This window comes from Actinomycetospora chiangmaiensis DSM 45062 (assembly GCF_000379625.1).
In the GTDB taxonomy this organism is placed as follows: Bacteria; Actinomycetota; Actinomycetes; order Mycobacteriales; family Pseudonocardiaceae; genus Actinomycetospora; species Actinomycetospora chiangmaiensis.
Window position 1 is genome coordinate 20,577 of sequence record NZ_KB903248.1, and the last position, 14,196, is coordinate 34,772.

Annotated in this window: 13 protein-coding genes; 2 read left to right on the forward strand and 11 right to left on the reverse strand. The window is 73.4% G+C overall.

The window, feature by feature from the left end; all coding sequences use genetic code 11:
• Positions 1-4 precede the first annotated feature (4 nt).
• The 6 genes from pheS to uvrA form a co-directional block, all read right to left on the reverse strand.
• Positions 5-1,072: a phenylalanine--tRNA ligase subunit alpha gene (gene pheS, locus A3CO_RS0128215; protein ID WP_018335618.1), complete on the reverse strand. Its 1,068-nt coding sequence runs from the start codon at positions 1,070-1,072 to the stop codon at positions 5-7.
• Between the two features lie 45 nt (positions 1,073-1,117).
• The gene (locus A3CO_RS0128220; protein ID WP_026205090.1) at positions 1,118-1,966 is read right to left on the reverse strand and encodes a TrmH family RNA methyltransferase; all 849 of its coding nucleotides are present in this window, start codon (positions 1,964-1,966) and stop codon (positions 1,118-1,120) included.
• Positions 1,963-2,358, reverse strand: coding sequence for a 50S ribosomal protein L20 (gene rplT / locus A3CO_RS0128225; RefSeq protein ID WP_018335620.1), 396 nt, complete (start codon positions 2,356-2,358; stop codon positions 1,963-1,965). Before rplT ends, A3CO_RS0128220 begins: the two co-directional genes overlap by 4 nt.
• A gap of 70 nt (positions 2,359-2,428) precedes the next feature.
• Positions 2,429-2,620 (reverse strand): 50S ribosomal protein L35, encoded by a 192-nt coding sequence (rpmI, locus tag A3CO_RS0128230; RefSeq protein WP_018335621.1) that lies wholly within the window; start codon positions 2,618-2,620, stop codon positions 2,429-2,431.
• A gap of 116 nt (positions 2,621-2,736) precedes the next feature.
• Entirely contained in the window at positions 2,737-3,324 is a 588-nt protein-coding gene (gene infC / locus A3CO_RS0128235) for a translation initiation factor IF-3 (protein WP_085942421.1), read from the reverse strand.
• A gap of 400 nt (positions 3,325-3,724) precedes the next feature.
• Positions 3,725-6,622, reverse strand: a complete 2,898-nt coding sequence (gene uvrA / locus A3CO_RS0128240) for an excinuclease ABC subunit UvrA (protein ID WP_018335623.1) — start codon at positions 6,620-6,622, stop codon at positions 3,725-3,727.
• Between the two features lie 358 nt (positions 6,623-6,980).
• On the opposite strand from uvrA, the gene A3CO_RS0128245 reads away from it, so the two are divergent.
• On the forward strand, positions 6,981-7,658 hold the full coding sequence (locus tag A3CO_RS0128245; RefSeq protein ID WP_018335624.1) for an MBL fold metallo-hydrolase: 678 nt from the start codon (positions 6,981-6,983) through the stop codon (positions 7,656-7,658).
• A 51-nt stretch (positions 7,659-7,709) separates the two neighbouring features.
• Here A3CO_RS0128245 and A3CO_RS0128250 read toward each other — a convergent pair whose 3' ends face one another.
• Positions 7,710-8,975: an EAL domain-containing protein gene (locus A3CO_RS0128250; protein ID WP_018335625.1), complete on the reverse strand. Its 1,266-nt coding sequence runs from the start codon at positions 8,973-8,975 to the stop codon at positions 7,710-7,712.
• A 69-nt stretch (positions 8,976-9,044) separates the two neighbouring features.
• Positions 9,045-10,382: a sensor domain-containing phosphodiesterase gene (locus tag A3CO_RS34700; RefSeq protein WP_018335626.1), complete on the reverse strand. Its 1,338-nt coding sequence runs from the start codon at positions 10,380-10,382 to the stop codon at positions 9,045-9,047.
• 151 nt (positions 10,383-10,533) lie between these two features.
• Between A3CO_RS34700 and A3CO_RS0128260 the strand changes: the two genes are divergently transcribed.
• Positions 10,534-10,941: an RNA-binding S4 domain-containing protein gene (locus tag A3CO_RS0128260; RefSeq protein ID WP_018335627.1), complete on the forward strand. Its 408-nt coding sequence runs from the start codon at positions 10,534-10,536 to the stop codon at positions 10,939-10,941.
• A 4-nt stretch (positions 10,942-10,945) separates the two neighbouring features.
• On the opposite strand, the gene A3CO_RS34705 is transcribed toward A3CO_RS0128260, so the two are convergent.
• The 3 genes from A3CO_RS34705 to A3CO_RS0128275 form a co-directional block, all read right to left on the reverse strand.
• Positions 10,946-11,956 carry a GH12 family glycosyl hydrolase domain-containing protein gene (locus A3CO_RS34705; RefSeq protein WP_018335628.1) on the reverse strand — a complete coding sequence of 337 codons (1,011 nt, stop codon included), beginning with the start codon at positions 11,954-11,956 and terminating at the stop codon, positions 10,946-10,948.
• A gap of 127 nt (positions 11,957-12,083) precedes the next feature.
• Positions 12,084-13,010: a GH12 family glycosyl hydrolase domain-containing protein gene (locus tag A3CO_RS34710; RefSeq protein WP_018335629.1), complete on the reverse strand. Its 927-nt coding sequence runs from the start codon at positions 13,008-13,010 to the stop codon at positions 12,084-12,086.
• A gap of 10 nt (positions 13,011-13,020) precedes the next feature.
• Positions 13,021-14,124 (reverse strand): NAD(P)/FAD-dependent oxidoreductase, encoded by a 1,104-nt coding sequence (locus A3CO_RS0128275; RefSeq protein WP_018335630.1) that lies wholly within the window; start codon positions 14,122-14,124, stop codon positions 13,021-13,023.
• Between the last annotated feature and the right edge of the window lie 72 nt (positions 14,125-14,196).

Genomic DNA, 14,196 nt, shown 5'->3' on the forward strand with positions numbered 1-14,196 from the left:
ACGATCAGGGCTCGACGGCGAACGCGCTGGTGAAGCGGACGTCGCCCTCGACCATGTCGCGCATGTCGGGCAGCCCGTTGCGGAACATCAGCGTCCGCTCGAGGCCCATGCCGAACGCGAAGCCGGAGTAGACCTCGGGGTCGACCCCGCAGGCGCGCAGGACGTTCGGGTCGACCATGCCGCAGCCGCCCCACTCGACCCAGCCGGCGCCGCCCTTCTTCTGCGGGAACCAGACGTCGGGCTCCGCGGAGGGCTCGGTGAACGGGAAGTAGGACGGCCGCATCCGGATGCGGGAGTCCGGCCCGAACATGGCGCGGGCGAACGCGTCGAGCGTGCCCTTGAGGTGGGCCATCGTCAGGCCCTTGTCGACGGCGAGGCCCTCGATCTGGTGGAAGACCGGCGTGTGGGTCGCGTCGAGCTCGTCGGTGCGGAACGTGCGGCCCGGGCACACCACGTAGACCGGCAGGTCCCGCTCCAGCAGGGTGCGGATCTGGACCGGCGAGGTGTGGGTGCGCAGCACCTGCTTCGCCCCGGGGGGCTGCACGTGGAAGGTGTCCTGCATCGTGCGCGCCGGGTGGTCGGGCAGGAAGTTCAGGGCGTCGAAGTTGAACCACTCCGACTCGACCTCGGGGCCCTCGGCGACCTCCCAGCCCATCGCGACGAAGACGTCGGCGATGCGCTCCGAGGTCTGGGTGAGGGGATGGCGGCTGCCGCGGGCGTGGCGCGTGGTCGGCAGCGTGACGTCGACGGCCTCCTCGCCGAGGACCCGCTCGTCGCGCTCGGCCAGGAGCACCGCGTGCCGCGCGTCGTAGGCGCCCTGCACCGCCACGCGCGTCTCGTTGACCCGCTTGCCGGCGTCGGCCTTGGCCTGCGGTGGCAGCGACCCGATCTCGCGCCGGGCCAGCAGCACCGGCGACCGGTCGCCCAGGTGGGCGGGCTTCAGCGCGGTGAGGGCCTCGAGCGTGCTCGCGCCGGCGAAGGCACTGGTCGCCTCGTCGCGCGCGGCCTCGAGGGACTCGGGGGCCAGCGCGGAGACCTGCTTGGGGTCGAACGAGTCGTTGGTGCCGGACATGCTCGGCGGACGCTCCTGCTCTGGGACGGTCGGTGCGATCCGAGTCTATCGAGGGGGTCCGACAGGGTTCGCAACCTGCGTCCCGCTGCGCTCCGTCTCCTGCGCCCGCACCGACGCGTAGAGGCAGACCGCGGCGGCCGTGGCGAGGTTGAGGCTCTCGGCGTGGCCCCGGATCGGGACGCGGACCCGGTGGTCGGCCTGCGCGGCGACCTCGGCCGGGACCCCGTGGGCCTCGCTCCCGAAGACCCAGGCGGTCGGACGTGCCAGCAGGTCGTCCGTGTCCGGGCCCAGCACGGTCTCCCCGCCACCGTCGGCGACGACGAGGGCGAGCCCGGCTTCGCGGAGCCGGGAGAACCCGACGTCGGGAAAGCGCTCGCGCAGCACCGGGAGGTGGAAGAGGCTCCCCATGCTGGCGCGGACGCACTTGGGGTTGTAAGGGTCGACGGAGTCGCCCACGAGGAGGACCGCGTCGGCACCCGCGGCGTCGGCCGTGCGGATGACGGTGCCCGCGTTGCCCGGGTCGGCGACGTCGACGAGGACGGCGACCAGGCGTGGCTGCGGCGGGAACTCGGCCCGCGGCTGCCGGCACACCAGGACGAGGCCCTGCGGGCGCACGGTGTCGGTGAGGCCCGCGATCGCCTTCTCGCTGACGAGGGCGATCCGGATCCCGGCCTCCCGGGCCCGGATCAGCAGGTCGCGCTCGCGGTCGGCGACGTGCTCGGTGACGAAGAGGTCGGTCACGGCGCCCGGGTCGGTCTCCGCCCGGGTCACCGCGTCGTACGCCGGCCGGACCCCCTCGAGGAGGAAGCGGCCGGTGTCCTCACGCGCCGCGCGCCGCAGCAGCTTGCGGGCTGCGGCGACGCGCGGGGTGCGTTCGGTGAGGAGCTCGGTCAGGCGGCGTCCTCGGTCTTCTCCGCGCCCTTGGGCACGTCGGCCACCGCGGCGCGGGCGGTCTCGACCAGCGCCGCGAAGGCGGTCGGGTCGGAGACGGCGATCTCGGCGAGGACCTTGCGGTCCGCCTCGATGCCCGCGAGCTTGAGGCCCTGCATGAACCGGTTGTAGGTCATGTCGTTGGCCCGGGCCGCCGCGTTGATGCGGGTGATCCAGAGCTGCCGGAAGTCGCCCTTGCGCTGCTTGCGGTCGCGGTAGGCGTAGGTCAGCGAGTGGAGCTGCTGCTCCTTGGCCTTGCGGTAGAGCCGGGAACGCTGCCCGCGGTAGCCGCTGGCGTCCGCGAGAACGGTACGGCGCTTCTTCTGGGCGTTGACTGCGCGCTTGACGCGTGCCACGTCGTCCTGCCTTCGATCGTGTCGGGAACGGTCACCGGGGCGTCACGGCGACCGGGTGGTCAGGGGCTGCTCAGATACCGAGCATCTTGCGGATGCGGCGGTCGTCCGACTTGGCGACCTCCGTCTGACCCGCGAGGCGGCGCGTGTGCTCGCTGGACTTCTTCTCCAGCAGGTGGCGCTTGCCGGCCTTCTCGCGCAGCAGCTTGCCGGTGCCCGACACCTTGATGCGCTTCTTGGTCCCGGAGTGGGTCTTGTTCTTCATCCGTCCTCGTCCTGGTCGTCCTGCCGTCCCGGTGTCCTCGAGTGCGACCCGGGCGGGGGCGGCTCCCGCGTCCGCGGTGCGGGCCGTACCGGAGGGTACGGCCCGCCTCCGCGACGTCAGGAGGTCGGCGTGGGCTCCGCGGCGGCCTCGTTCTCCGCCTGGGCCGCAGCCTGCTGCTTGGGCGTCTTCGCGACCTTCTTGTTGGGCGCGAGCACCATGGTCATGTTGCGGCCGTCCTGCTTCGGTGAAGCCTCGACGAACGCGAGATCGCCGACGTCCTCGGCGAGCCGCTGGAGCAGCCGGAAGCCCAGCTCCGGGCGGGACTGCTCGCGACCACGGAACATGATCGTGACCTTGACCTTGTGCCCCTGACCGAGGAAGCGGGTGACGTGACCCTTCTTCGTCTCGTAGTCGTGCGGGTCGATCTTCGGCCGGAGCTTCTGCTCCTTGATCACGGTCTGCTGCTGGTTGCGACGCGACTCGCGGGCCTTCTGCGCGCTCTCGTACTTGAACTTGCCGAAGTCCATGAGCTTGCAGACCGGCGGGCGCGCCTGCGCCGCGACCTCGACGAGGTCGAGGTCGGCCTCCCGGGCCAGCCGCAGGGCGTCCTCGATGCGGACGATCCCCACCTGCTCGCCGTTCGGACCGACCAGACGGACCTCGGGCACGCGGATGCGCTCGTTGATGCGCGTCTCTGCGCTGATGAGTTCTCCTCGGGTTCGACAGTGTTTCCGGCCGCAACCCGGCGAGAGGTGTCCTTGTTCCCTCACGACGCCGGGCCCCGCGCCGTCGTGCTCGTGGCGGGGGCCCTGACTCGTACCGATCGGACTCGTTGTCGGATCTTTCCCGACGACGGGTCTTGTTTCGGCCGTCCCTCGCGGGACGGCTGAAGACCGGGACCCGGCCACCGGGGGCGGCTCGGGTGGGAGACGGGCTCCACTTGCCGCTCGACGGACACGCAAGCACCCGTCGAGCTGGTCGCTCACCGGGACTCTACCACCGGGCGCGTGTCGGACTCCCACGGCGCGTCCCGGCCTCCGCCGAGACTCACCTCAGGCAGGTTCGACGGCGTCCCGGGATGCCTGGCGTCACGCTCGTGCCGGGTCAGCCCGCCTTCGCGCGCGTGCGCTTGGCCGGCGCCTTCTCCGGGGTGACCAGCTCGGCGAGGAACTGGCCGGTGTAGCTCTCCGGCACGGCCGCGATCTGCTCGGGCGTGCCCTCCGCGACCACCGTGCCGCCGCCGTTGCCGCCCTCCGGGCCCATGTCGACGACCCAGTCGGACACCTTGATGACGTCGAGGTTGTGCTCGATCACCAGCACGGTGTTGCCCTTGTCGACCAGCCCGTTGATGACGCCCAGGAGCTTGCGGATGTCCTCGAAGTGCAGCCCGGTGGTGGGCTCGTCGAGGATGTAGATCGTCCGGCCCATCGAGCGCTTCTGCAGCTCGGACGCCAGCTTCACGCGCTGCGCCTCACCGCCGGAGAGGGTGGGCGCCGGCTGCCCGAGACGGACGTAGCCCAGCCCCACCTCGGTCAGCGTCTTGAGGTGCCGGTGGATCGCCGTGATCGGCTCGAAGAACGCCGCGGCCTCCTCGATCGGCATGTCGAGGACCTCGGCGACCGTCTTGCCCTTGTAGTGCACCTCGAGCGTCTCGCGGTTGTAGCGGGCGCCCTTGCACACCTCGCACGGGACGTAGACGTCCGGGAGGAAGTTCATCTCGATCTTGATCGTGCCGTCGCCGGCGCACGCCTCGCAGCGGCCGCCCTTGACGTTGAACGAGAACCGGCCGGGCCCGTAGCCACGCACCTTCGCCTCGTTCGTCGAGGCGAACAGCTTGCGCATGTGGTCCCACACGCCGGTGTAGGTCGCCGGGTTGGAGCGCGGCGTGCGCCCGATCGGCGACTGGTCGACGCGGACCAGCTTGTCGAGGTGCTCGAGCCCCGTCACGCGGGTGTGCCGGCCCGGCACCTGCCGCGCCCCGTTGAGCTTGTTCGCGAGCACCGTCGCCAGGATGTCGTTGACCAGCGTCGACTTCCCCGAACCCGACACCCCCGTGATCGACACGAGGCAGCCGAGCGGGAACGAGACGTCGACGTCGTGCAGGTTGTGCTCGCGGGCACCGACCACCGAGATCTGGCGCTTGCGGTCGCGCGGCCGGCGGATGTCGGGCACCGGGATCGAGCGGCGCCCGGACAGGTAGTCGCCGGTCATCGAGTCGGTGTTGGCCAGCAGCTCCTCCACCGACCCGGAGTGCACCACCTGACCGCCGTGCTCCCCCGCACCCGGGCCGATGTCGACCACCCAGTCGCTGGCGCGCACGGTGTCCTCGTCGTGCTCGACGACGATGAGCGTGTTCCCGAGGTCGCGCAGCCGCGTGAGGGTGTCGATCAGCCGGCGGTTGTCGCGCTGGTGGAGCCCGATCGAGGGCTCGTCGAGCACGTAGAGGACGCCGACCAGCCCGCTGCCGATCTGCGTGGCGAGGCGGATGCGCTGGGCCTCGCCGCCGGACAGCGTGCCGGCCGCGCGGGACAGCGAGAGGTAGTCGAGCCCGACGTCGAGCAGGAAGCCCAGACGCGCCTGGATCTCCTTGAGCACCGCCCCGGCGATCACCTGCTCCCGGGCCCCGAGCACGAGTCCCTGGAGGAAGTCCGCGCAGTCGGCCACGGAGAGCGCGCAGACCTCGGCGATCGATCGGTCGCCCTGCGTGTCGTGGCGCAGGGTCACCGCGAGGATCTCCGGCTTGAGCCGCGTGCCGGAGCACGTGGGGCACGGCACCTCGCGCATGTAGCCCTCGTAGCGCTCGCGGGCGCTGTCGGACTCGGCCTGGTCGAGCCGCCGCTCGAGGAACGGCACGACGCCCTCGAAGGCGGCGTAGTAGGAGCGCTCGCGGCCGTAGCGGTTGCGGTAGCGCACGTGCACCTGGTCGGTCGACCCGTGCAGCACGGCCTTCTTCACCGACGCCGGCAGTTTCCGCCACGGCGTGTCCATGCGGAAGCCGACGGACTCGGAGAGGGCGGTGAGCAGGCGCTGGAAGTAGTCGGCCGTCTGCCCCATGTTCCAGGGGGCGATGGCCCCGTCGGCCAGGGAGAGCTCGTCGTCGGGGACGAGGAGCTCGGGGTCGACCTCCATCTTCGTGCCGAGGCCGCTGCAGGCCGGGCACGCGCCGTAGGGCGAGTTGAACGAGAAGGCGCGGGGCTCGAGGTCGTCCACCGCGAGCTGGTGGCCGTTCGGGCAGGCCATCTTCTCGGAGAAGCGGCGCTCGCGCTCCGGGTCGTCCTCGTCGAGGTCGACGAACTCGAGCACGAGGATGCCCTCGGCGAGACGCAGCGCGGTCTCCACCGAGTCGGTGAGGCGCTGCTTGGCGCTGGCCTTGACCGACAGCCGGTCGACCACCACCGCGATGTCGTGCTTCTCCTGCTTCTTCAGCGTCGGCGGCTCGGACAGCGGATAGACCGTGCCGTCGACCAGCACGCGGGAGTAGCCCTGCCCCTGGAGCTGGGCGAACAGGTCGACGTACTCGCCCTTGCGGCCGCGCACGACGGGGGCGAGGACCTGGAACCGGCGCCCGGACTCCATGGCGAGGACCTGGTCGACGATCTGCTGCGGGGTCTGCTTGGAGATCACCTCGCCGCACGTCGGGCAGTGCGGGGTGCCCGCCCGGGCGTAGAGCAGCCGCAGGTAGTCGTAGACCTCGGTGATCGTGCCGACGGTCGACCGCGGGTTCCGGCTGGTCGACTTCTGGTCGATCGACACCGCGGGCGAGAGCCCCTCGATGAAGTCGACGTCGGGCTTGTCCATCTGCCCGAGGAACTGGCGCGCGTAGGCCGAGAGGGACTCGACGTAGCGCCGCTGCCCCTCGGCGAAGATCGTGTCGAACGCGAGGCTCGACTTCCCGGAGCCGGAGAGCCCGGTGAACACGACGAGGCTGTCGCGCGGCAGGTCGATGTCGACGCCCGTGAGGTTGTGCTCACGGGCGCCCTTGACGACGAGGCGGTCGGCCACGGATCAACTCCCCAGGGCGATCTCGGACAGGGCGGTGCTCGCCTGTCATACCCCCGGGCACCGACAACATCGTCCGGCAGCGACTCGCGGGGGTTCACCTCCACTGTAGGAGCCGGTGTCCAGGTCGCCCGCCGGGCCCGGATCCGGGCGGTCAACGGCCGCTCCACGACGGCGGGCGCGGACACACCCCGTCGTCGGGAGGGGCCATGTGCGGTGAACGGACGAGCGGGTACGCCTCCCGGGTGACCACCACGGCCCGCCCGCTCCCCCGGACCGGCTCCGGACCGGCGGTCTTCCCGACGACGGGTCCGGACTCGGCGACGCATGGGTGTCGGGGTGACCGGGCAGACTGTCGGGCGTGGAGCTCCTCGACACCTACACCGGCCACGTCGACCCCGAGGGCCCGGCCGCCCGCCGCGACCTCGGCCCCGTCGCGATCACCAAGGTCTCCGTCGGCCCGATGGACAACAACGCCTACCTGCTGGTCGACAAGGCCACCGGAGCGACGTTGCTGATCGACGCCGCGAACGAGGCGGAGCGGCTGCTCGACACCGTCGACACGGTGGCCGACCGCGGGAACACGAAGACGATCATCACCACCCACCAGCACTGGGACCACGTCCAGGCCCTGGAGGCGATGACGCAGGAGCTCTCGCCGCAGACCTACGCCCACGAGCTGGACGCCCCGGAGCTCCCGGTGGCGCCGGACCACACCGTCGGCGACGACGACGAGGTCCGGTTCGGCGAGTCGTTCGTCGAGGTCATCCACCTCGACGGGCACACCCCGGGGTCGATCGCCCTGCTCTACCGCGAGCCGGAGGGCGGCGCCCACCTGTTCACCGGGGACTCGCTCTTCCCCGGCGGCCACGGCAAGACCGCCACGGTCGACCACCACAACGCGCTGATGAACGACCTCGAGCGCAAGGTCTTCGATCGCCTCGACGACGACACCTGGGTCTACCCCGGCCACGGCGACGACACCACGCTCGGCGCGGAGCGCCCGCAGCTGCCGGAGTGGCGCGAGCGCGGCTGGTAGGACTCCCGACAGCGCGGCGAGCACGCCGACAGGGGGTGTCGGACGTCCCGCTCAGTTGCCCGGCATCGCCGCCCCCGGCGCCGGGACGGTGCGGCTCATCAGCGAGCGGGCGAGTTCGAGGACGAGGTCGCGCTCGTAGACCACGGCGTACTGGTACTCGCCGCCGAACGTCTCGCGGGCGACGAGGGCCGCGCTGACGTGCGGGCCGACGACGATGACGTCCCACTCGGCGCGCAGCGGGTCGCCCCCGCCGAGGTCGGCGCCACGTACCCCGGGCAACGGCTCCGGGCCGGCGCCGAGGAGTGCGACGAGGCTGGTCTCGGCGCCCGCGCGGACGTAGCGGTCGGCCCGCGCACCGGAGGGGACGCCGCCGGGTCCGACGGTGGCGAGGGTGACGGTCGGTCCCTCGGCCGTGAGTGCCCGACGCTCGAGCAGTTCCGCGGCGAGCGAGACCTCGGAGAGCCCGCCGTGCCGCATCGGGCGGCTGCGCGACACCGTGGCGAAGGGGCTGCGGCGCGTGGGTCCCTCGGGGGCGCGGGCCAACGGCGCGCTCACGGGCAGGATGCGCCGGGGGTCGGGCCCCAGCAGACCGGGCCGGCCGTAGTACCAGCCCTGGCCGAGGGTGGCGCCGAGGGCGCGGGCGGTCCGCTCGTGCTCGGCGGTCTCGATGCCCTCGGCGAGCACGATCGCGTCGTTCTGCTCGGCGTAGGCGAAGACCGCAGTGGCGATCCGGGCCGCGGCGTCGTCGTGCGGATCCTGGATCAGCCGCTGGTCGAGCTTGACGACCTCGGGCCGCAGGAAGGGCATCAGGGCGAGCGAACTCGGGTGGCTCCCGACGTCGTCCAGGGCCACGGCGATCCCGACGTGGCGGAGCCGCGTCGCGAACCACTGCACCCGCGCCGGGTCGGCGGTGAGGGCCCGTTCCGTGAACTCCATGACGAGCCGGCCGCCGCGGGCCGCGAACTCCTGCGCCTCGGGCGGCGGCGGGCCGACCGGGATGCCGTCGGGCTCGACGTTGAGGAAGAGGGTGCTCGGGCCGTCGTCGCCCGCGGCGAGGGTGGCCTCGAGGGCGCGGATGCGGCAGAGCTCGTCGAGCTCCGCGAGGCGCCCCTCGACCCGGGCCCGCTCGAAGAGCTGCTCGGGCCGGGCGAGCGAGCCCGCCGGACCTCGGGTCAGCGCCTCGTGGGCGATGACGCCGCCGGTGGAGAGGTCGACGATCGGCTGGAAGGCGGTGACCAGCGACTCCATCGCGGCGGTGAGCTCGTCCCCGGCCTCGGCGGCGGCCCGCGCACCGCTGACGCGCCAGATGTCGGTCACGACTCAGCCCCTCGGTACTCCGGTGTCCGCTCTCCGTACCGCGCACGCTACCCGGATGATCCGTTGGAGCTAGCGGCGCACCCCGGACGGGACCCGGACGGACGCCGAAGACGACGCTCCGGACGCGGGCGACGCCGAACGGGGGACGACGCGCGCCATGAGCGACCGGGCGACCTCGAGCACCATCGGGCGGTCGTGGGTGAGGACGTAGTCGAACTCGCGGGTGGGGTCGGTCGGGTCGGCGTGCGGTTCGAGGTCGCGGGCGACGAGGGCGGCCGCGAAGTGCGGGCCGACCACGACGACGTCCCACTCCCCGTGCACCGGGTCGTCCGGCACGAGGTCGGCGCCGCGGACCCCGGGTTCGGGCTCCGCCTCGACGCCGCGCCCGACGACACCGACGAAGGCCGCCGACGCGGCCAGCGCCCGGTAGCGCCGACGGGATGCCGGGGTCAGGTTCACCGCGTCCTCGTAGGCGGCCAGCACGACGGCGAGCTCCCCCTGCTCGGCGGCCTGCCGCTCGAGGTGGCGGCTCACCGCCACCAGCAGGGCCTTGGACGCCCGCCGCGGCGTGCGCACCCGGGCGACCGTCGCGAACGGGCTGCGCGCCACCGCCTCGGCGACCGGGCGGCGCAGGACCGGCGGCCGCCACGGCGGGGCCAGCCCGGCCAGGTGCTCCGCGGGCGCCGGGAGCCCCACGTGCCAGCCCTGCACCAGGGTGGCGCCGAGCCCGCGCGCGGTGGCGAGGTGATCCGCCGTCTCGACCCCCTCCGCGAGCACGACGGCGTCGCTCTGCTCGGCGTAGGCGGCGACCGCGGACATGATCTCGGCGACCTCCCGCGGGTCCCGGCCCTGCACCAGCGACAGGTCCAGCTTGACGATCTCGGGGCGCAGGAACGGCATGAGGGCGAGCGAGGCGGGGTCCGCGCCGACGTCGTCGAGCGCGATCCGGAAGCCGTGCGCCCGGGCCTGCTCGGCGAAGACGAGCAGGCGGGCGGGGTCCGCGGTGAGGTCCCGCTCGGTCAGCTCGAGGACGAGGCGGACGCCGCGGTCGAGCAGGGCGACCGCCGCGGGGCCCGGGTCCAGGACGGTCGGAGCGGCGAGGGGCTCGACGTTGACGAACAGGCCCAGCGGGCCGGCGAGCCCGGCCGCGGCGGCGACCTCGACCGCCCGCCGCCGGCACAGCTCGTCCAGGTCGCCGAGGCGGCCGACGGCCCGGGCGACGGCGAACATCCGGTCGGGCCGACGCAGCGGGCCGTCGACGGGTCCGCGCGCGAGCGCCTCGACCCCCACGACGGTGCCGGTGGCGACGTCGGCGATGCGCTGGAAGACCGGGTCGACGGTGCCCGCGGCCAGCAGGTGGTGGAGCGCGGCCTCCTCGGCCGGGGACGCGCCCGGGTCCTGCGACACCCGCGCTCCCCTCCCCCGGTGACACGAGTGGTAACGACCGTACGCGGCCTGCTCCGGAAGGGCGATGTGGCCGGAGCGGCGGCCGGTCCGGCGGTCACGCGGTGAGCACGTCCTCCCCGGCGGCGGGCCGATGGGCCAGAATGGGAGAGGTATGGACGGGACGACGCGCGTGGACCGCTGGCTGTGGGCGGTGCGGCTGAGCAAGACCCGGGCGGACGCCGCGACGGCGTGCCGCGGCGGGCACGTCCGGGTCAACGACAAGCCCGCGAAGCCCTCGACCCCGGTGCGCCCCGGCGACACGGTGCGCACCCGGCTCTACGACATCCCGCGCATCGTCGAGGTGGGCACCGTCATCGAGAAGCGGGTCGGGGCCCCGGTGGCCGTGACCTGCTACGTCGACCACACCCCGCCACCGCCGCCGAAGGAGACCGTGGTCGCGGTGGCGCAGCGCGAACGCGGCGCCGGCCGCCCCACCAAGCGCGACCGACGCCGTATGGAGGCCTTCGAGCAGGCCTCGCTGCTCCACACCGTGGACCACGAGCTCGAGCCCGGGGACTGAGCTCCTACTGGCCGTTGCGGGTCACCGAGAACGACGTCGTCTCCAGCCCGTCGCCGCCGATCCACGGCTCGAACCCGGCCTGGACGCTCGTGAGGTACCAGCCCTCCTTCGCCTGGCCGCGCTTCTGGGCGTCGGTGACGAAGTCGGTGATGCTCATGTCCTTCACCTCGTTCGTCGGCTGCTGCCGCACGTAGGAGATGGTCGGCAGGTCGGCCTTGCCGAGCCAGACGTCGTAGCCCACGCCGTCGACCGTCGCCGTGCCGACCTTCTTGCCGATCGGCTGCACCCGGTCGGTGTGCTTGAGCCAGACCATCAGCTCCAGGCCCGTCGGGCGGCCGTCCTTGCGGGCGGTCGGGTCGAGCCAGATGTCGTAGGAGACGTTGTAGTCACCGGTCGCCGGGGTCTTCGTCGACCAGGAGGTCCGCAGGTCGCCGAGGTCGGCGATCGGGCGCGGGAACGGCGTGCCCTTCGTGCAGTTGCCGTAGTTGCAGCCGAAGACCATGGACGGGTACGACGCCGGGCCGCTGGTCTTGTTGTGCTTGGCCTCGACCCGGAAGCCGGTGTCGAAGGCGTAGATGCACTGCGGGGTGCTCGCGCCCCACAGGTCGTTCTGCACCTCGTAGCGGCCGCCCTGGACGGCGGTGGACCCGAACTTGTCGCACACCTTCTTCTCCGCGCGCCCCGCGGAGGCGGTGGTGGCGGTGGTGGCGGTGGTGGTGGTGGTGGTGGCCCCGGCCGCGTCGGTGGTGATCACGGCGGCGGGCACCGGCGCGGCGGTGGCGGCGGTGGCGGCGGAGGCCCCGTGCGGCAGCCCGGTCAGCACCGCGAGCGCGACGAGCGCCAGTCCCCCGCCGAGCGTGCGCACGGCGTCGGCGCGGCGACCGGCGCGTCGTCCGTGACGCGGCCCGTGGGCCGTCCACGCCGCCATGCGGCGGGCCGCACCCGGGCGCCGGTGCCGCCCGACCTGCTGTCGGGCTTCCGGCGTCTCGTTCGCCGTCGATGACCGACCGTTCATCCGCGCCGTCCTCCCCGTTGGACCGTTCAGCGCGCAGGAACGTACGTTCGGCGCAGTCCAGCGCGCCAGGCGGCGTCAGCCGTTCGGGCGGATGCGTGAGCTCTTCACACCCACTCGGGTGAGGAGTTCAGACCCCGTTGCGGGTGGCGTTGAAGGCGTCGGTGGACAGGCCCGTCCCGCCGACCCACGGCTCGAAGCCGGCCTGGAGGTTCGTGAGGTACCAGGAGGGCTGCACGACGCCCTGCCGCTGGGCGTCGTGGACGAAGTCGGTGATGGGCAGGTCGAGCACCTGGCGGACCGACTGCTGGCGCACGTAGGAGATGACCGGGACGCCGTTGTTGTCGCCGGTGAAGACGTCCCACGCGGCGCCGCCGAGGTTCACGGTGCCGCGCTTCGAGCCGATGGGGTCGATCCCGCCGGCCCGGACCGTCCAGATCATCAGCTCGGCGCCGGTGTTGTCGCCGTCGCGGCGCGGGGTCGGGTCGAGCCAGATGTCGTAGGAGGCGTTGTAGCGCCCGGAGTCGGGCACGGTCACCGCCCAGCTGGAGCGCACGTCGCCGAGATCGGACAGCGGCCGCGGGAACGGGGTGCCCCGGGTGCAGGTGCCGTGGTTGCAGCCCCACACGATGCTCGGGTAGGCGGCCGGCCCGGAGTCCTTGTCGTGGTTCGCCTGCACGCTGAAACCGGTGTCGAACGCGGTGGTGCACTGCGGGGTGCTCGCGCCCCACGCGTCGTTCTGCACCTCGAAGCGGCCGCCCGCGACCGGCACCGACCCGAACTTCTCGCACACCCGCGGCCCGGTCCGGTTCGCGATCGCCGAGAGCGGCGCGAGCAGCTGCGGGACGGCGGGCGCGGCGGGCAGGGCCGGCAGCGGGGCGGGGAGCGGCGACGCGCCCGCGAGGGGCTGCGACCCGGCGTCGGCGGTGTGGTCGACCGTGATCGGCGGGACCGTCTCCTGCGGGCCCCCGCAGGCGGCCAGCAGGATGAGGAGCACGGCGGCGGCGACCACGAGCAGGCGTCGGGACGAGGTGGTGGCCTCCCGGGACTGACCCATACGGGGGAGGCTAGAGGAGGCGGTCCGGGTGGTACGCGGCGGCCTCGACGCCGTGTCGTCGCAGGTCGTCGGGCACGGACCGCCCCAGCAGCACGGCGGCGGCGAGGGCGGCGGCCGCGGGAGCCGTCTCGATCCCCGACCCGCCCTGCCCGGCGACGACGGCGAGGCCGGGTGCCCGCTCGCCGACCACGAGTGTGCGGTCGGGGGCGAAGGTGCGCTGCCCCGCCCAGCTGGTCACCACCGAGCGCAGACCCAGCGTGGTCACCGCGTCGACCCGCTCGAGCGCGAGCGCCACGTCGAGGTCGTCGGCCCGGGCGTCGCCGGGCTCCTGCGGGGTCTCCTCCGAGGGGCTGACCAGCAGGTACTGCCCCTCGGGCTTGGCGTACCAGGCGTCGGAGACGCTGACCGCGAACGGGTCGTCGGGCCGGACGTCGGCCCGGACGATCGCGATGGTGCGCCGGTACGCCTGCAGGTCCAGCGGGGGCGCCCCGGCGAGGGCGAGCAGCCGGTCGGTCCACGCCCCGGCGGCCAGGACGACGAGACCGGTGTCGAGCTCGTCGTCGGGAAGGGAGACCCGCCACCCGGTGCCGCGGGAGACCATCCCGACGACGGGTGCCCCGGTCCGGATCGTCCCGCCCGCGGCGCGGAAGCGACGGCGGTAGTGCTGGTGCAGGCCGATCGGGTCGGCGTCCTGGGCTTCGGCCACCCACCCGGCGGCCCGCACGACGTCGGGTCGCAACGCCGGCCAGCGCCGGACGGCCTCGGCGGCGTCGAGTTCCTCGACCGGCCCGAGCGGCAGGATCTCCTCGCGCAGCAGCCGCTCCTCGTCGGCGGTCGTCGCCACGTGCAGCACCGGCCGTGGACGCAGGAAGGGGTGGCCGGCCTCGACCGCGAGCGCGTCGAACCGGTCGCGGCTCGCGGCCACCAGCGACCGCATCGCGGGGGCGCCGTGGCCGGGGATGTAGCTCGCCGCCGACCGTCCGGTGGTGTGGCGGGCCAGCTCCGGCTCGGCCTCGAGGAGCACCGGCCGCTCCACGCCCGCGGCCGCCAGTTCGGCCGCGACGGACATGCCGCCGATCCCGCCGCCGACGACGACCGCCCCGGCCGTCGTCATGCCACGTCCTCGCGCAGCACGATGGCGTACGCGCTCGGCCACCACGAGAGCTCGTCGAGCCGCGTCGACCGG